Consider the following 18,098-nt stretch of genomic DNA (forward strand, 5'->3'; position numbering starts at 1 on the left):
AAATGTATAGAATCGGGCTGCAAACCGCGTATGTACTGACTCTTGTATGTAATTCAAGGGGGGCTTGTCAAGGCATGGGGGCGGTGAACCGCCATTTTTTAAAATAATCGTATAATTACAATGCATATATGGGGTTGACGGAATAGCATATGGGAATTTTTTTGGAGAAAGGAGACATGGTGGCCGTGGCCGCCCCTTCGGCCCGGTTTGACCGCGGCCTGTTTGATATAGGGATTCATTGCCTTGAATCCATGGGGTTCAAGGTGAAGGTCCCCGGGGGGATTTTCGGGCAACACCGGTATCTTGCCGGGGCCGACCGGGAACGGGCCGGGGTGGTGAATGATCTGTTTGCCGATCCAGAGGTCAAAGGGATCCTCTCGGTACGCGGGGGATTCGGTGCCATGCGGATACTAGAGTATCTGGACTGGGATATGATCCGCGCCAATCCGACACTGTTCGTCGGATTTTCCGATGCGTCTTCCCTGATTTCAGGCCTTGTGGACCGTGCCGGCTTGGCTGCAGTACACGGCCCCAATCTGGTTTCCCTTGCCAGGGCTGGACAGGAGACCCTGGACGGATTTTTCCGGGCGGTGACCGGCGGACTTTCTGCAATAGAATCCGGCACCGGAGAATGTCTGGTGCCGGGAAAGGCGGTCGGAAGGCTGGTGGGCGGTAATCTGGCCACCCTGGTGCATCTGGTGGGCACCCGGTTCCAGCCGGATTTCAGGGAGGGCATCCTTTTTATTGAAGATGTGGGGGAACCGGCATATAAAATAGACCGCATGCTGACCCAGATGGAGATGGCCGGGTGCTTTGACCGCCTGAAAGGCGTGGTGACAGGTTCATTTGAAGAATGTGCCAATCCCGAATATATCCCGGAGATCATATCTGAGATTTTCGGCGCCAAGGGGATTCCGGTCTGCATGGGATTGGCTGCAGGCCACGGCAGTATCAATCTGGCCATGCCCATGGGGCGTCCTGTTGGGCTGGATGCGGACCGGGTCCGGATTTCCTGGGAGGATGTGTGATGTCGGGGCAAACTGAATATCACCGGGTTCACCTGGCCATGGAAAAGGCCGTGGCGGAACAAATCTTTCCAGGGGCCGTGCTGGTGTGGGGGACGCCGGATAGGATCATGTTTCACGGTGCTTACGGGCAGGCGGATTTGACCACGGGAGAACCTGTTTCATTGGAGACCGTTTTTGACCTGGCCTCCCTGACCAAACCCCTGGCCACAACCCTGGCCGCAGCTGAGCTGATCAGGGAAAAGAAGATGGATACGGATACCGCTCTGGGGCAGATCCTGCCCGGGGCAGAGGGGACGGACAAGGCCGACATCACCATTGATATGTTGCTGCGCCACACCTCCGGCCTGCCTGCGCACCGGGCGTATTTTAAAATGCTGGGCCGGTCCTGCCCATGGCCTGTTGACGGGGCCAGGGCGGCCATAAGGCAAAGGGTTCTGGATGAGCCCTTGGATCATCTCCCAGGACGGCAAGAGGTATACAGCGATCTTGGGTTCATCCTGCTTGCATGGGCCCTTGAAACAATTTCAGGGATGCGCCTGGACCGCCTTGTGCGGGAAACGGTTTTTAATCCCCTGGGAATTGACGGCCTTTACTTCCCCGGGGGCGAGCCGGAGCGGGCAGGGGGCAGAGCCGTGGCGGCAACCTCCAGATGCCCCTGGAGGGGACGGTTGGTCAAAGGCGAGGTGGAAGATGAAAATGCCTGGGCCGCCGGAGGTGTGGAAGGCCATGCTGGGCTCTTTGGTGACGGGGAGTCTGTGTTCCGGCTTGGCAGCAGTGTGTTGTCGGCTGCCATGGGGCGCCCGGTGCGGGTGCCTGATGCTGAGGTGATCAAAATATTTTTCAAAAAACGGCCCTGCATGGGCCGGGTGGCCGGTTTTGATACGCCGGCCAAAGAAAATTCATCGGCGGGCCGTCATTTCTCAGACCGGGCCGTGGGGCACCTGGGATTCACCGGCACCTCAATCTGGATGGACCCCGCGGACGGCCTGATGGTGGTGTTGCTGACCAACCGGGTGCACCCTTCAAGGGAGAATGTGAGAATCAGGCAATTCAGGCCCTTTATCCATGATCTGATCCACCAGGCGGCAGCGAACCAAAAAGGAAGGAAATAAACGGCTGTGAAACACTTTTATTCTTGTAAAAAAACCATAAGTTTGTTAGCAAATATCTTTTAATAATGTTTTATCCAAATGATGTGGAATTTCAACCCAACTTTTGTGTGAAAGAGGACAAATGAACTTTATAACTGATACTTTGCTCGGTGCCTTTTCCAATGATCTTGCCATTGACCTGGGGACGGCAAACACATTGGTTTACGTGAAAGGGAAGGGCATCGTACTGAGCGAGCCTTCTGTGGTGGCGGTAAGAACGGATAAGCGGTCCAAGAACAAGGTGCTGGCCGTGGGGCTTGAGGCAAAACGGATGCTGGGGCGTACGCCGGGCAATATTGTAGCCATCCGCCCCATGCGGGACGGGGTTATTGCCGATTTTGCCGTCACAGAGGCCATGCTCAAGCATTTTATCCGGAAAGTTCATAATAATAGAAAAACTCTGGTACGGCCCAGAATTATTATTGCCGTGCCTTCGGGCATCACCCAGGTGGAGAAGCGGGCGGTAAAGGAAAGTGCTGAGTCTGCCGGTGCCAGGGAGGTTTTCCTCATTGAAGAACCCATGGCGGCCGCCATAGGGGCGGGACTGCCCATTACCGAACCCACCTGCAACATGGTTGTGGATATCGGCGGCGGCACCACAGAAGTAGCTGTGATTTCCCTGGCCGGCGTGGTCTATACCCGGTCCCTGCGGGTGGCCGGAGACAAGATGGATTCCTCCATCAGCCAGCATATCAAACGCAAATATAATCTGCTCATCGGGGAGAGAACCGCCGAGATTATCAAGACCACCATCGGCAATGCTTATCCCGATACAGAGCACCTGGAGACCATTGAAGTCAAGGGCCGTGACCTGGTGTCCGGTATTCCCAAAATCCTGGCCATTGATTCCGAAGAGGTCCGGGTGGCTATCTCAGAGCAGATCGACGCCATTGTCGAAACTGTGCGCATCGCCCTGGAACAGACCCCGCCGGAGCTGGCCGCCGATATCGTGGATTCCGGCATTGTGCTCACCGGGGGCGGGGCACTTTTGAAAAACCTGGATAAGCTGCTGCAGGAAAAAAGCGGCCTGCCCATCGTTGTAGCGGATGATCCCCTGTCCACAGTGGCACTGGGGTGCGGGAAATCCCTTGACAGCATTGAAATCCTTAAAGAAGTGGTCATCAGCTAAGATAGATGTTTTCCAGGCGGGTGTTGATTATCATCGGTGTGGGGCTGTTTATTGCGGTGAATTTCACTGTTATCACCATGACCAGCCGCCAGTCCCTTCCGGTTAGCGGAGCAGAGCGTCTGGCCATTTCCCTGACCTCGCCCTTCCAGTATGTGGTGACCCGGGTTGTCGGATTCGGGGAGTCGGTGTGGACCACCTATTTCGCTGCGGTCCTGGCGGTCGAGGAAAACCACGAACTGCGAAGGGAACTGGCCCGGGCCATTGAAATCCAAAACAGGTATGAAGAACTTGAACTGGAAAATGCCCGGCTGAAGAAGTTTGTCAATTTCACCGGATCTGTACCGGCCACCTACGTAGCGGCACAGGTCATTGCCCGGGATCCCTCCCCGTGGTTCAAGACCATCATGATCGATAAGGGCAGCGCAGACGGCTTGGAAAAAGGGGCGCCGGTGCTGGTATCCGAAGGCATCGTGGGGCAGATCATCGAAGTCTCCACAGGTTTTTCAAGGGTGTTGCTTATTACTGACCGCAATTCAGCCGTGGATGCCCTGGTGCAGAATAGCAGGGTCCGGGGGATGGTCAAGGGCAATAATGAAGATACCTGCTCCTTTGTATATGCCCTGCGCAAGGACGAGGTAAACCCCGGTGAAATGATCGTTTCCTCGGGGATGGACCAGGTTTTCCCCAAAGGCCTTAAAATCGGCCGGGTCCTTGATGTAAAAAAAGTCCACTCTCAGTTGTTCCAGGATATTATTATTGAGACCAGTGTGGATTTCGATAAACTTGAAGAAGTGCTTGTCTATAAAAATGGTCATTAATTTTCTCACCCTGCGGGTATGATGAATTTAACCTTTTTTTTTATTGCCGCCCTTACCCTGATTCTTTGCCAGACCATTGTTCTACCGGGAACGGTTCTCTTTTCCCATGGCTTCGATATTCTGTTGATTGTGGTCCTGCATATGAGCCTTGCCTTTTCCCATTACGGGGTTGTGGTCGCCATTATTGTGCTGGGTACCGTCATGGACAGCATTTCAGGCGGGCCTTTTTTTATCCATATTTTTTCCTACCTCTGGGTGTACCTCATTGTTAAATTGTTCCGGCAGTTTGTTTTTCATCGCAGCGCCCTGTTTATCATGGCGGTGAGTTTTGCGGCGGTGGGCATTCAGCAGGGACTTGTTCTTTTTTCGGTGTTTGTCTCCCATGGGCAGGCCGGGTGGCTGGGGGTTGATTACTCTCTGGTGCTTGAGCAGATGGTTTTGGGAAGTCTGTGCATCCCTGCGGGTGTCTGGCTGATGAATGTGATGCGGCAGAATTGGATCGTTCTCCTCCGGCAGTTAAGGCGTTCCTTGGCACGCAGATACAGGGAGTAAATAGTATGGGCGACATTAATAGAAACCCGGACCGGGACTGGCTCAAGCAGCGGCTTATGGGGGCCAGCCTCTGTATTGTCCTGGTTTTTTCCCTGTTGCTGCTCAGGCTGGTTTATCTTCAGATGATCAAGGGGGAAGAGTACCGGCGGCTTTCCCAAACTAATTGTGTCCGGCTCAAAAGCATTAAATCCTCACGGGGGCTGATTTATGACCGCAGCAATACCCTGCTGGTGGACAACCGGCCGGCATTTGATCTGAGTATCGTGCTGGAGGATGCCAAACCGGTAAAGGAGACGGTGGCGCATTTGTCAGGACTCACCGGCGAACCCCAGGATGAGCTTATGGCGAGTATCAAAAAGGCCGGCCGGTCAGCTTTTTACAAGCCACTGGTCCTGAAACGGGATATCTCCCGGGATCTGCTGGCCATGGTGGAGTCCCATCAGTTTGATCTGCCCGGTGTCTATATTGATATCGAGCCCACCCGACATTATATATATGAAAAAACAGCGGCCCATCTGCTGGGTTATCTGGGGGAAATAAATCGAGAAGAGTTGCAGAGCGGGAAATATCCCAATGTTAAAACCGGGGATTCCATCGGCAGATACGGGGTGGAGAAAAGTTTCGAACCCTTTCTTCAGGGCAAGCGGGGCGGCCGGCAGGTGGAAGTGGATGTCAACGGCCGGGTGATCAAGGTGCTCAAGACCGTGGATCCCGTTCCCGGAAAAGATTTGTATCTTACCCTGGATTTAAAACTGCAACAGCGGGCCGAAGAATTGCTGGCCGGCAAGGACGGTGCGGTGGTCGTCCTGGATCCGTCCAATGGAGATGTGCTGGTTATGGCCTCCACCCCCAGTTTTGACCAGAACGATTTTATCGGGGGAATTTCCAGCAAAAAATGGCGGGCCCTCATGGACGATCCGGGCAGGCCCATGAATAACAAGGCCATCCAGGCGGAATACCCCCCTGCCTCCACCTATAAAATTATAACGGCAATGGCTGGGCTTGAAGAGAAGGTCATTGACCGGAGCAGTACATTTTTCTGCCCCGGGTTTTATAAGTTCGGAAATCGGCGTTACCACTGCTGGAACCGGCACGGACACGGGGAGCTTGATGTGGTGGGGGCCATAGAACGATCCTGTGATGTTTTTTTCTACAGAACCGGCGAAGAGCTCGGGGTGGATAAGCTGGCCCAGTACGCAAACGGGGCCGGACTGGGCCGGTTGACGGGTATCCGTCTGGCCCACGAGCGGGACGGACTGATCCCCACCGCGGCCTGGAAAAAGAAGCGGTTCAAGGAATCCTGGCAGGCCGGGGAAACCCTGTCCATCAGTATCGGACAGGGGTTTAACCTGGTGACGCCCCTGCAGATGGCCGTGTTCATCGCTGCCGTTGGAAACGGCGGGACCCTCTACCGGCCGCGTATCGTGAAGGCGGTCCGGGATTACCGGGGGAAAATGGTTAAAGAAATCGAGCCTGAAATAACAGGCGGCCTGCCGGTGTCTCCGGAGAATCTTGCCCTGGTGAGAAAGGGGATGTTGAAGGTGGTGCATGGAAGCAGGGGAACGGCCAGGCGTATCCGGCTCAAAGATATCACTATCGCCGGGAAGACCGGTACCGCCCAGGTGTTCAGCCGAAAGGCCGGAGAAAAATTCGATAATAAAAAGCTGGGCCGGACCCTCCAGGACCATGCCTGGTTTGTCTGCTATGCGCCGGCTGAAAATCCGAAAGTTGCGGTTTCCGTCATGATTGAGCATGGAGAGCACGGGTCAAGTGCGGCTGCTCCTGTGGCCGGGGAGCTGATACGTTCTTACCTGGGAGCGCCTGATCCGGCCATGGCCATGCTGTCGGAGCACGGCAAAGACCAACAGGAGTAGCTATGTTTGACCGCCGGTTAATTGAGAACTTTGATTGGGGTTTTTTAGGTGTCATCATTCTGATCTGCGCCGCAGGGATGATGATTCTTTATTCAGCGGTTACGGCAGGTGCGGACGGTGCTGTCCTCCACGGTCTGTTTAAAAAACAGGCGGTGTGGATGGGGGCCGGGTTTTTTATTATCCTGGTCAGCCTGGTGGTGGATTTCCGAGAACTCGGAAAGCTCCATCTCTTTTTTTATGTCCTCTGTGTCGGACTATTGGTGTCCACCTATCTTTTCGGGAAGGTGGGGGGCGGCTCCCAGCGGTGGCTGGTGCTGGGGCCCATACGGATGCAGCCCTCTGAGCTGATGAAAATTTCATTGATTATCAGCCTGGCAGCCGTTTATGCCGGCAGTGTTTCCCAGGAGGGGCTGGGGTTCCGCAACCTTATAAAACCGGCTACGCTTTGTTTGATCCCCTTCGGGCTCATCGTCAACCAGCCGGACCTCGGCACAGGCCTTCTTCTGCTGCTCATTGCCGGAACGATTACCCTGTTTGTGAAGGTGCAGAAAAAAGTAATTTTGACCTTTACAGGGGTGGGACTGCCCATTGTTCCCCTGGTCTGGTTCTTCGGGCTCAAAGACTACCAGAAGGGGCGGATCCTGACGTTTCTGGATCCTGACCGGGACCCCCTGGGGGCCGGTTACCATATTATACAGTCCAAGATCGCCATTGGGTCGGGCATGCTCACCGGTAAAGGATTTTTAAAAGGCACCCAGAATGCATTGAATTTTCTGCCCGAGCAGCACACGGATTTTATCCTGTCCGTCCTGGCTGAGGAGTGGGGGTTTGCGGGATGTGTGGTACTTCTCCTGTTATATTTTGTCCTCCTGTTCTGGGGACTGAATATTGCCTACAATTGCAGGAATATGTTCGGCTCCATCCTGGCATTCGGGATCACGGCCATGATATTCTGGCAGATTTTCATTAATATCGGCATGGTCATGGGGCTGATGCCGGTGGTCGGTGTGCCCTTGCCTCTCATTTCCTACGGCGGTTCCTCGGTTGTCACCAATATGGTCGGATTCGGCATTCTACTGAACATCAGTATGAGAAAGTTTACTAGCTCCTGAACCCGATCCCGAAGGGGCAAAATTACGTTTTTATTTTTTATTACGCCTCGTTAAGTTTTTTTTATTGAACTAATCAAAAATCTTTACAATTTTTATTGTTTTTTTTTCGGGCAGATACAGGCTGAAAGTCCCTGATTCCGGGGTTTTCAAACCTTGAAAATATTTCTGATTCAATGTTGACAAATGGTGTGCCGGATGGTACTCAAGTCTCGATCATTCAAGAATTTAGGTCGAATTCGGAAGAATTCGGCCGCTAGGATATAAGTGGTTGATTTTTTAGTAATCATTAACTGGCGGAGGGAATTTTATGATAACTGTGATTCCTGATATATCAGCGGTATATCAGATGATCAATTTCCTTATCCTGCTTTTTGTCCTCAACACGGTTCTTTACAAACCAATCCGTAATGTCATTCTGGAGAGAAAAGCCAAAGTACAAGGCCTTGAAAACGGCGTTGAAAAAGCTGCGGCGGATCTCGGCACCCAGAAAGATGCCTACAAGAATGGTTTGAAAGAGGCCCGTGGTGAAGGTCTCAAGAAAAAAGAGGCATTCATTGAAGAGGCATCTGCAGAGGAAAAGGAAATAATCGAGCAGATCAACAAGAAAGCTCAGGCCAATTTTGCCCAGATCAAGAAACAGGTGGCAGAAGAGACCGAGCAGGCCCGTAAAGCCCTGGAAGCCGAGGTGGATGCCTATGCAAAAGCCATCGGTGAGAAGATTCTTGGGAGGGCGTGCTGATGAAAAAATTAAATTGGAAGAAACACCTTAAAGTTTCCGGTACGGTAATGGCGCTGGTGGGCGGGGCTGCGGCCGTGGCCTTGGCATCATCCGGAGGCGGCCACGGTGAAGTGCACAATACCTGGATCACTGAAGATACCTGGAAGGTGCTCAACTTCGGCCTCCTTGCCGTAGGTGTGTTTTTTATTGCCAAGAAACCGGTGTCCCAGTTTTTCTCTACCCGTGCAAAGGATATTGGAGAAGAACTGAGCGAGCTGGAGCAGAAAAAAGCAGACGCGGAAAAGAAACTGGCTGAATACGAAACCCGTTTCAGAAATCTTGAACAGGAATCTGCACAGATTGTTGAAGATTACATCAAACAGGGTGAGGAAGCCAAAAAGAGAATCATTGCAGAAGCTGGGGCGCAGGCTGATAAACTGGAAGATATGGCCAAACGGAATATCGAACAGGAATTCAAAGCTGCCAAAGCTGTTCTTCAACAGGAGATCGTTGAAAAAGCAATGGACAAGGCAGAGGCAGTCATCAAAAAATCCATCAAAGCGAAGGATCAGGATCGACTTGTTGACGAATACTTGAAAAAGGTGGAGGCATAATGAAAAATCTCGCGGTTTCAAGGCGTTATGCCAAGGCATTGCTGCTGATCGGCCAGGAAGACGGCCAGGCAGAGCAATACAACAAAGAGCTGACCGGAATGGTCGGGCTTTTTGACGCCCAAGAAGGATTCGAACAGGCCCTGGTCAACCCCCTGATCAACAAAAACGACAGAAAAAAGTTGCTGGAGGCCGTGATCGCTTCCGCCACTTTTTCCGATATCATGAAATCCTTTCTGATATTGCTGTTTGATAAGGGTAGAATCGGTTGTTTAAGGGATATCGCTTCCTATTACAGGGAGATGGCAGACGAGCTGAACGGTATTGTCAAAGCTTCCGTTACATCGGCTACAAAACTGTCCAAGAAAAATATCGACAAGATCAAAGACGGTCTGTCTAAAAAGACCGGCAAGACCATCGTGCTGAATGTGAAACAGGACTCAAGCCTCATCGGCGGCATCGTTACAAAAATCGGCGATCTTGTACTTGACGGCAGCGTAAAAACCCAGTTGCTCAATATGAGGGAAACTTTAAAAAAAGGTGAGAGTGTCTAATGGAAATTAAAGCAGAAGAAATAAGCCAGATTATCAAAGATCAAATTAAAGGATTTGATGCAGAAGTTGATCTGAGTGAGACAGGTGTTGTTCTGTCTGCGGGTGACGGTATTGCCCGCGTTTACGGTTTGGAAAAAGTTAAAGCAATGGAACTGGTTGAGTTCCCCGGCGGCATCCTGGGCCTGGCGCTCAACCTGGAAGCCGACAACGTCGGTGTTGCCATCCTGGGTGATGACAAGCAGATCAAAGAAGGCGACGTTGTAAAAAGAACCGACCGTATTGCCTCCGTTCCCGTTGGCGAAGCCCTGCTGGGCCGCGTTGTAACCACCACAGGCGAGCCCGTTGACGGCAAGGGTCCCATCAACTCCGATACTTACATGAACATGGAACTGGTTGCCCCCGGCGTTATCGCCAGAAAGGGTGTGCACGAACCCTGCTACACCGGTGCCAAGGCTGTTGACGGCATGACCCCTGTTGGCCGTGGCCAGCGTGAGCTGATCATCGGCGACCGTCAGATCGGTAAAACTGCCGTTGCGGTTGACGCCATCATCGCTCAGAAAGAATCCGGCATCAAATGTATCTACGTTGCCTGCGGCCAGAAAAAATCTACGGTTGCCCAGGTTGTTGCTGCCCTTGAAGAGCACGGCGCAATGGAATACACCACCGTTGTTGTGGCCTCCGCTTCCGAGTCTGCTGCCATGCAGTACCTGGCACCCTACGCCGGCTGCGCAATGGGCGAATACTTCCGTGACAAAGGCGAGCATTCCCTCATCGTTTATGATGACCTTTCAAAACAGGCCGCCGCTTACCGTCAGGTATCCCTGCTGCTGAGACGTCCCCCCGGACGTGAAGCCTTCCCCGGCGACATTTTCTACAACCATAGCCGCCTGCTGGAACGTTCCGCCAAGATGAGTGATGAGCTGGGTGCCGGTTCCTTGACCGCACTGCCCATCATCGAAACCCAGGAAGGCGACGTTTCCGCCTTTATCCCCACCAACGTTATCTCCATCACCGACGGTCAGATCTTCCTGGACAAGGACCTGTTCTTTGCCGGTATTCGTCCGGCCATCGACGTTGGGCTCTCCGTATCCCGGGTTGGTGGTGCCGCCCAGGTTAAAGCCATGAAACAGGTTGCCGGTACCCTGCGTCTGGATCTGGCCCAGTACCGCGAGCTGGAGGCCTTTGCCGCCTTCGGTTCCGACCTTGACGAAGCCACCCAGAAACAGCTGACCCGTGGTGAAAGACTGGTTGAACTGCTGAAACAGCCCCAGTTCCAGCCCCTTCCCATGGAAAAAATGGTTACTGCTCTCTATGCAGGTACCAAGGGCTATATTGACAAATACCCCAGAGAAGCGGTTGCAAAATACGAAGAAGGCCTTTATCCCTTCGTTGAAAACCGGTTCCCCGAAGTATTTGCCGGCCTGAAAGAAAAGCAGAAAATCGACGACGAAGTCGAAGCCAAGCTGAAAGCATGCCTGGAAGCCTATGACGAAGAATTCAAGGAAACCGTCTAATTTTAAAATTAGTTCGTGTTAAACTGAATATCGGAAAATAATTAATAAATAGGCGAAAAGGTAGATCATATGGCAAACTTAAAAGAAGTACAATCGAAAATAGTCTCTGTAAAAAAGACTAAACAGATTACCTCTGCCATGAAAATGGTCGCCACTTCAAGATTGCGCGGTGCCCAGAACGCCATGGAGGCATTTATGCCCTATGCCTCCAAATTTGCGGAAGTTCTGGGTTCCATTGCCGGCAAGGCCGGTGAGGATGCCTCACCCCTTCTGGTGCCTAAAGAAGAAGTTAAAAAGGTGGCCCTGCTCCTCTGTACCTCGGACAGAGGGCTGTGTGGCGGTTTTAATATCAATTTGATTGATAAAGCTGAAAAAATGCTCAAATCTGAGCTTGAAGGCAAGGAAGTCTCCTTTGTTTGCTTCGGCAAAAAAGGGCGCGACTGGGCCGCAAAGCAGGAGCTTGCAATTGCCGATGAATACATCGGGGTTGTGGGCGGCAATGTGGAATTCTCAGTGGCTTCCGGCTCAGGCCAGACACTGATTGACAGTTTCCTTGAAGGAGCTGTTGATGAAGTATATCTGATTTACTCTGAATTCCAGGGTATGGCAAAACAGATCCCCACAGTGAAACAGATCCTTCCCATTCCGTCCCTGAACGACATGGTGGGAGAAGAACAAGAGGCTGACGCCGATGCACCCTTCCTTCCGGAACACATCTGCGAACCTTCCTCTGATGCACTGCTGGGTGAAATGCTGCCCAAGAACATTTTCATTCAGATATATGACGCACTGCTTCAGACCTCAACCTCTGAACATGCCGCCCGTATGCGGGCCATGGAAAATGCCACCAAGGCATGTGAGGACATGGTTGGCGAACTGCAGATGCTCTTCAATAAAACCCGTCAGGCAGCCATTACGGCAGACCTCATGGATATTGTGGGCGGTGCTGAAGCACTTAAAGGGTAAATCAAATAGATTATACGCATAATTAAACAGCTTTACAGGAGAAAAAAATGGCTGAAAATATAGGTAAAATTTCACAGGTTCTCGGCGCTGTCGTTGACGTTGAGTTTGAACCTGGCAAACTTCCTCCGGTACTTACCGCTCTGACCGTAACCAACCCCACCATCGGGGACATGGAAGACAACCTGGTAATCGAGGTTGCCCAGCACCTGGGCGACAATGTTGTCCGCTGCATCGGCATGGACGTAACCGACGGCCTCCAGAGGGGCATGGTTGTAAAAGACACCGGCGCTCCCATTATGATGCCCGTCGGCGAAGCTTCCCTGGGCCGGGTTCTCAACGTTGTGGGCCGCCCCGTTGACGGCCTGGGCGACATCTCCATGGAAAAAACCCTTCCCATCCACAGACATGCGCCTGCTTTTACCGAGCAGGACACCTCTGTCCGGGTACTGGAAACCGGCGTAAAGGTTATCGACCTTCTGGTTCCCTTCCCCCGTGGCGGTAAAATGGGCATGTTCGGCGGCGCCGGTGTTGGCAAGACCGTTATCATGATGGAAATGGTTAACAACATCGCCATGCAGCACGGCGGTATCTCCGTATTTGCAGGCGTTGGTGAAAGAACCCGTGAAGGCAACGACCTTTATCACGAGATGAAGGACTCCGGCGTACTTCCCAAGTGTGCCCTGGTTTACGGTCAGATGACTGAACCTCCCGGAGCCCGTGCCCGTGTAGCCCTTTCCGGCCTGACCTGCGCGGAATACTTCCGTGATCAAGAAGGCCAGGACGTGCTGCTCTTCGTTGACAACATCTTCCGTTTCACCCAGGCCGGTGCAGAGGTGTCTGCAACCCTGGGTCGTATGCCTTCTGCCGTTGGTTACCAGCCGACTCTGGCGGTTGACATGGGCGAACTGCAGGAACGTATTACCTCCACTGACAAAGGTTCCATCACTGCTGTCCAGTGCGTATACGTACCTGCCGACGACTTGACTGACCCCGCGCCCGCCACCACCTTCGGCCATCTGGACGGTACCGTTGTACTTTCCCGTCAGATCGCCGAGCTGGGTATCTACCCGGCTGTGGATCCGCTTGACTCCACCTCCAGAATCCTGGATGCCGCCTACATTGGTGAAGAGCATTACAATGTAGCCCGGGTTGTTCAGCAGACCCTGCAGAAATACAAAGAACTTCAGGATATCATCGCCATCCTCGGTATGGACGAGCTGTCCGACGAAGACAAGACTACCGTACAGCGGGCCAGAAAGCTTCAGAAGTTCCTGTCCCAGCCTTTCCATGTTGCTGAAACATTCACCGGTATGGCCGGTATCTTCGTAAAGGTTGAAGACACAGTTAGATCATTCAAGGAAATTATTGAAGGTAAACATGATGATCTGCCTGAGAACGCTTTCTACATGGTAGGTGCCATCGAAGACGCCATCGAGAAAGCCAAAGCTTAAATAAGCATTGGGAGGATTATCATGGCTGATAAACTATTTCTTGAAGTAGTTACACCACAAAAGGCAGTGGTCAGTGAAGAAGTGGAGATGGTGGTTGCACCGGGTACCGAAGGTGAATTCGGTGCCCTCAAGGGCCACACCACTTTCCTGACCTCCCTGAAGGAAGGGACTGTCCGGTATAAAGACACCGCAGGTAAGGAGCATTCCATTACTGTCAGCGGCGGCTTTGCAGAAGTATTGCCGGATAAAGTGACCATTCTGGCAGAATCTGCCGTAAGCCAATAGCACATGGCCGGGCGGTTTGAATTGTCCGGTTGACGCAAAATATAAGGGGATGCCTGTAAAACGGCATCCCCTTTTTCTTTGAATATTGAATACGGAAAATGTTTACTATGGATGATGTTGCAATAATCATTCTGGCAGCCGGGAAAGGCACCCGGATGAAATCCAATCTGGCCAAGGTGCTTCACCCTGTTGCCGGAAAGAGCATGGTGAATCATGTGATTGAGGCTGCCAAGGGGGTGTCGCCGCATCATATTCACGTTGTGGTTGGACATCAGGCCGACGCGGTTAAAAAGCAAATCTCCAGATCCCATCGGGTCTGCTATGCCATGCAGAGGGAGTTGCTGGGAACCGGTGATGCCGTAAAGGCCGCCATCCCAGACCTTGGCGATAAGGTGTCAAGTGTTGTGGTGCTCTGCGGGGATGTTCCCCTCATCTGTGCCGCGACTATTGATAAGTTGGTTCGTACCCATATCTCGTCCAATGCGCATCTTACTCTTCTGGCGGTGACGGTAAATGAGCCAAAAGGATATGGCCGCATCATTTTGGACAGCCGGGGAGGCCTTGTGGCGGTCCGGGAAGAAGCCGATGCCAGCGACGTTGAAAAAACGATACAACTGGTCAATTCAGGCATCTATTGTTTTAACCGCAATTTCCTTGAAAACGGTATTAAATTGATCGGAACCAATAATAATCAAGCCGAATATTATTTGACGGACCTGGTGGAAATAGCCGCCTCGCAACACGCCGTCACCCGTGTTCTGGCAATTGATGATTCAGATCAGGTGATGGGGGTAAATACCCTGGAACAACTGGGCCATGCGGAAAAACTCTTCATGGAAAGGCAAAATGAATTACCTTGACTTTCTTTAAGAATGTGAACTATACTGAATTCCAATAAATGACTTTATGAGACTATGAAATTGGGTAATGAGGGTATAAAAAACAAGTTTGACGATATTGACATCCGGGTAGATTTTTTAATTGAATTCTGCCAGTCCCTTCAGGAGGAAAATACAAAGCTGGTTTCCAGAATACAAGCGCTGGAAACGGAACTGGACGAGAAATCAAGGAGTGAAGAAATCTACGCAGAGCAAGAAACCCTGGTAAAGTCAAAGATAGACGGGCTTCTTGAAAAACTGGACGGATTTTCAAACAACCTGAGCAGTGACGGGCTGCCAAGCGTGTAGCATAAAGACGCGATAAAGGGATCTCTTTGGATGAAATTGTTAAAATTGAGCTTTTCGGGGAAGAATTTAAATTCAAGCCGGACACCGGCCAGAGGATCAACCCCGGAATCGTTGCAGAACATGTAAAGGAATACATTAAGGAAGCGGAAGGAGCGTTCCAGAATAAAACCACCGGTAAAAATAAAATGGCCATTTTACTTCTTGCTGCCATGAATTTATCTAAGGATTTTAACGAACTAAAGCTTCAGTATTCCGAACTTGAAAGCGATGTTGAAAAGAGAATTTCATCCTTATTGAAAAAAATAGATGAGGAAATTGAATAAATAAAATTTACTTATCCCATATGACAACAACCCCCTGCAATGTGCGTGATTGTAATACAGACTTTGTCCTAACGCATTAGTAAAAGGGAGTTCACGCTGATACTGGTGAGCAGGTTCCTCTACAGTAAGGAAAAGCCTAAAGGTATTATTGGACACCCCACCTTTTGAACCCTTGGTTCAAAGCCTTAAGAGCAACACGGCAGTTTGTGGGGGGTATTTGTTATACGATTGATTTCTTCCAGACTCCCTCCCCCATACGCATTATCCCATTCCATAATTTTTATAAAGTAATGCGTTACATCATAGATACCGATAAATTGAGGAGAATAATTGAATGGACCTTATGGTGATGCTCGCATCAATACTGGTTGTCCTTCTTGGCGGTTCTGCCGTCGCCTTTTTCATCATTAAAAAAAAGGTGACCCTGGAAAATCTTAATATAGAAGAAGAACAGAAGCGGATAGTTGAGGAGGCCGGCCGTAAAGCCGAAACTCTTCTTAAAGAGGCTAAGCTCGAAGCCCGTTCAAGACTGCTGGAAATGAAAAGCACTTTTGATACAGAGACCGAGGAGACCCGGAGGGAGCTTAAAAAGGAAGAACGGCGATTGGCCAAAAAGAGTGAAAAGCTAGACCGTGTTGAAGATCAGTTTTCAAGGCGAGAACAAGAAATTTCAAGGAATGAATCAGAATCCCGTAAGAAGCTGGAGACGGCGACCCGCAGGGAGGAGCAATATAAGAATTTACTTGAGGAGACCAAGCGTGAGCTTGAGAAAGTTTCCGGCCTCACTTTAGACGAGGCAAAAGAACTTCTGCTTAAGGCCATGGAGGATGAAGCAAAGCATGAAGGGGCCAAGCTGATCAAAAAAATTACCAGCGAAGCCCGGGAAAAGGCGGATAAAGAGGCCAAGAAAATTATCTCCACAGCGGTCCAGCGCTATGCAGGGGATTATGTGGCCGAGCGGACCGTTTCTGTTGTTCATCTGCCCGGTGATGAAATGAAAGGCCGGATTATCGGCAGGGAAGGGCGGAATATCAGGGCGCTTGAAGCTGCTACCGGTATTGATCTTATCATCGATGATACTCCTGAAGCCGTTATCCTGTCAGGATTTAACCCGGTCCGCCGGGAGGTTGCAAGGCTCTCTCTTGAAAAACTGATTTCCGACGGGCGTATCCATCCTGCACGCATTGAGGATGTGGTCGAACGGGCCGGGGAGGAGGTCGAGGCCGCCATAAAAGAGGCGGGCGAGCAGGCAGCCTTTGATCTTGGCGTTCACGGTATTGATCCTGAACTGATCAAGGTGCTGGGCAAACTAAAGTTCAGAACCTCCTATGCACAGAATGTCCTCCAGCATTCCGTTGAAGTGGCATTCCTATCCGGTGTTATTGCTGCTGAACTGGGACTCAATATAAAGCTGGCCAAGCGGATGGGGCTGCTCCATGATATCGGTAAGGCCGTGGATCATGAAGTTGACGGTGCCCATGCCATTATCGGTGCCAAGCTGGCCAAAAAGTACGGTGAAATTGAAGGTGTGGTCAATGCAATTGCCTCACACCATGAAGACCGGATGCCTGAAACTGTATACGATTTCATCGTTCAGGCGGCGGATGCATTGTCCGGTGCCCGGCCCGGCGCAAGGAAGGAAAGCCTTGAAAATTATGTGAAACGCTTGGAAGATCTTGAAAACATTGCCAACGGGTTTGACGGCGTAACCAATACTTACGCAATCCAGGCCGGGCGTGAGATTCGAGTGATTACTGAAAGTGAAAAAATTAACGACGAAGACGCCGTACTCCTTTCCAGGGATATTGCGCGTCAGATTGAAGAAAATCTGACCTTTCCCGGCCAGGTTAAGGTCGTTGTCATACGTGAAACCAGAGCAGTTGAATACACAAAGAAATAATAAGGAATTCAAACGGGAATGAGTGTTTTATCGGTACTTAAAGAGCGCGGATTTGTAGAGGCAACGACGCATACAGAGGAACTTGAAGACTATCTGGAGAACAATAGGGCGACTTGTTACATCGGGTTTGATCCTACCGCATCCAGTCTCCATGTCGGCAGTCTGGTCTGTATCATGGCTCTGGCCCATATGCAGCGCCACGGGCATCGGCCCATAGCCCTTGTGGGCGGCGGAACAGGCATGATAGGCGATCCGTCCGGGAAAACCGAGTTGCGAAAGGTGATCACAGTCGAAGAGATTGAGGAAAACAAAGCCGGCATCCGGGGGCAGTTGGAACGGTTTATTGATTTTTCCGATGACAAGGCATTGCTCGTGGATAACGGCGACTGGCTCAATAATTTGAAATACATCCCTTTTTTACGGGATGTCGGACGTCATTTTTCCGTCAACCGGATGATCAAGGCCGAGAGTTACAAGGCGCGCATGGAGGCTGAAGACGGCCTGACGTTTATCGAGTTTAACTATATGCTGCTGCAGTCCTATGACTTTATGTGTTTGAGCCGGGATTACGACTGCTTTCTCCAGATGGGGGGCAGCGACCAGTGGGGCAATATTGTTGCCGGCATTAACCTGGTCCGGAAGATGACCGGAAAACAGGCCTACGGCATAACCTTTCCGCTGATCACCACGGCAGCCGGCATTAAAATGGGTAAGACCCACAAAGGAGCTGTCTGGCTGGATCCAGAACGGTTCTCTCCCTACGAGTACTACCAGTTCTGGGTCAATTCAGATGATGCCGATGTGGCCCGTTTTCTGGCACTATTTACTTTTCTTCCCATGGAAGAGATAGAAACGGTCAATTCCCTTGAAGGGGCTGATTTAAACAAAGCCAAAACCATCCTCGCCTATGAGGCCACCAAGATAG

General features: G+C 51.3%; 19 protein-coding genes and 1 other RNA gene (1 of these 20 cut by a window edge). All 20 read left to right on the forward strand.

Annotated elements, in window-relative coordinates:
• The first annotated feature begins 149 nt into the window (after positions 1-149).
• Entirely contained in the window at positions 150-1,028 is an 879-nt protein-coding gene (locus HUN04_25795) for an LD-carboxypeptidase (GenBank protein ID WDP92954.1), read from the forward strand.
• Positions 1,028-2,140 (forward strand): beta-lactamase family protein, encoded by a 1,113-nt coding sequence (locus tag HUN04_25800; GenBank protein WDP92955.1) that lies wholly within the window; start codon positions 1,028-1,030, stop codon positions 2,138-2,140. Before HUN04_25795 ends, HUN04_25800 begins: the two co-directional genes overlap by 1 nt.
• A 121-nt stretch (positions 2,141-2,261) precedes the next feature.
• Positions 2,262-3,308 carry a rod shape-determining protein gene (locus HUN04_25805; GenBank protein ID WDP92956.1) on the forward strand — a complete coding sequence of 349 codons (1,047 nt, stop codon included), beginning with the start codon at positions 2,262-2,264 and terminating at the stop codon, positions 3,306-3,308.
• A 5-nt stretch (positions 3,309-3,313) separates the two neighbouring features.
• Positions 3,314-4,126, forward strand: a complete 813-nt coding sequence (mreC, locus tag HUN04_25810; protein ID WDP92957.1) for a rod shape-determining protein MreC — start codon at positions 3,314-3,316, stop codon at positions 4,124-4,126.
• Between the two features lie 18 nt (positions 4,127-4,144).
• Positions 4,145-4,678 carry a hypothetical protein gene (locus HUN04_25815; GenBank protein WDP92958.1) on the forward strand — a complete coding sequence of 178 codons (534 nt, stop codon included), beginning with the start codon at positions 4,145-4,147 and terminating at the stop codon, positions 4,676-4,678.
• A gap of 5 nt (positions 4,679-4,683) precedes the next feature.
• Positions 4,684-6,552, forward strand: coding sequence for a penicillin-binding protein 2 (mrdA, locus tag HUN04_25820; protein WDP92959.1), 1,869 nt, complete (start codon positions 4,684-4,686; stop codon positions 6,550-6,552).
• A gap of 2 nt (positions 6,553-6,554) precedes the next feature.
• A complete protein-coding gene (rodA, locus tag HUN04_25825) occupies positions 6,555-7,664 on the forward strand; it encodes a rod shape-determining protein RodA (protein ID WDP92960.1) in 1,110 nt (369 codons plus the stop codon).
• Between the two features lie 307 nt (positions 7,665-7,971).
• Positions 7,972-8,403, forward strand: a complete 432-nt coding sequence (locus HUN04_25830) for an ATP synthase F0 subunit B (GenBank protein ID WDP92961.1) — start codon at positions 7,972-7,974, stop codon at positions 8,401-8,403.
• Positions 8,403-8,996 carry an ATP synthase F0 subunit B gene (locus tag HUN04_25835; protein WDP92962.1) on the forward strand — a complete coding sequence of 198 codons (594 nt, stop codon included), beginning with the start codon at positions 8,403-8,405 and terminating at the stop codon, positions 8,994-8,996. The genes HUN04_25830 and HUN04_25835 overlap by 1 nt, the downstream gene beginning before the upstream one ends.
• A complete protein-coding gene (locus tag HUN04_25840; protein WDP92963.1) occupies positions 8,996-9,547 on the forward strand; it encodes a F0F1 ATP synthase subunit delta in 552 nt (183 codons plus the stop codon). The genes HUN04_25835 and HUN04_25840 overlap by 1 nt, the downstream gene beginning before the upstream one ends.
• On the forward strand, positions 9,547-11,061 hold the full coding sequence (locus tag HUN04_25845; GenBank protein WDP92964.1) for a F0F1 ATP synthase subunit alpha: 1,515 nt from the start codon (positions 9,547-9,549) through the stop codon (positions 11,059-11,061). Before HUN04_25840 ends, HUN04_25845 begins: the two co-directional genes overlap by 1 nt.
• Positions 11,062-11,130: 69 nt before the next feature.
• The gene (gene atpG, locus HUN04_25850; protein ID WDP92965.1) at positions 11,131-12,027 is read left to right on the forward strand and encodes an ATP synthase F1 subunit gamma; all 897 of its coding nucleotides are present in this window, start codon (positions 11,131-11,133) and stop codon (positions 12,025-12,027) included.
• A gap of 47 nt (positions 12,028-12,074) precedes the next feature.
• Entirely contained in the window at positions 12,075-13,478 is a 1,404-nt protein-coding gene (atpD, locus tag HUN04_25855) for a F0F1 ATP synthase subunit beta (GenBank protein WDP92966.1), read from the forward strand.
• A 21-nt stretch (positions 13,479-13,499) separates the two neighbouring features.
• On the forward strand, positions 13,500-13,763 hold the full coding sequence (gene atpC / locus HUN04_25860; GenBank protein ID WDP92967.1) for an ATP synthase F1 subunit epsilon: 264 nt from the start codon (positions 13,500-13,502) through the stop codon (positions 13,761-13,763).
• A 107-nt stretch (positions 13,764-13,870) separates the two neighbouring features.
• A complete protein-coding gene (locus HUN04_25865) occupies positions 13,871-14,623 on the forward strand; it encodes an NTP transferase domain-containing protein (GenBank protein WDP92968.1) in 753 nt (250 codons plus the stop codon).
• A gap of 54 nt (positions 14,624-14,677) precedes the next feature.
• A complete protein-coding gene (locus HUN04_25870) occupies positions 14,678-14,950 on the forward strand; it encodes a hypothetical protein (GenBank protein WDP92969.1) in 273 nt (90 codons plus the stop codon).
• 26 nt (positions 14,951-14,976) lie between these two features.
• Complete coding sequence (locus HUN04_25875) at positions 14,977-15,273, forward strand: cell division protein ZapA (protein WDP92970.1); 297 nt, start codon at positions 14,977-14,979, stop codon at positions 15,271-15,273.
• Positions 15,274-15,301: 28 nt separating this feature from the next.
• Positions 15,302-15,490, forward strand: a non-coding RNA gene (gene ssrS, locus HUN04_25880) — 6S RNA.
• A 117-nt stretch (positions 15,491-15,607) separates the two neighbouring features.
• Positions 15,608-17,173 carry a ribonuclease Y gene (rny, locus tag HUN04_25885; protein WDP92971.1) on the forward strand — a complete coding sequence of 522 codons (1,566 nt, stop codon included), beginning with the start codon at positions 15,608-15,610 and terminating at the stop codon, positions 17,171-17,173.
• 18 nt (positions 17,174-17,191) lie between these two features.
• On the forward strand, positions 17,192-18,098 hold the 5' portion of the coding sequence (locus HUN04_25890; GenBank protein WDP92972.1) for a tyrosine--tRNA ligase. Its footprint extends 380 nt past the window's final position; only the first 907 of its 1,287 coding nucleotides appear in the window; it begins with the start codon at positions 17,192-17,194; its stop codon lies beyond the right edge, outside the window.

This window comes from Desulfobacter sp., from assembly GCA_028768525.1.
GTDB lineage: Bacteria > Desulfobacterota > Desulfobacteria > Desulfobacterales > Desulfobacteraceae > Desulfobacter.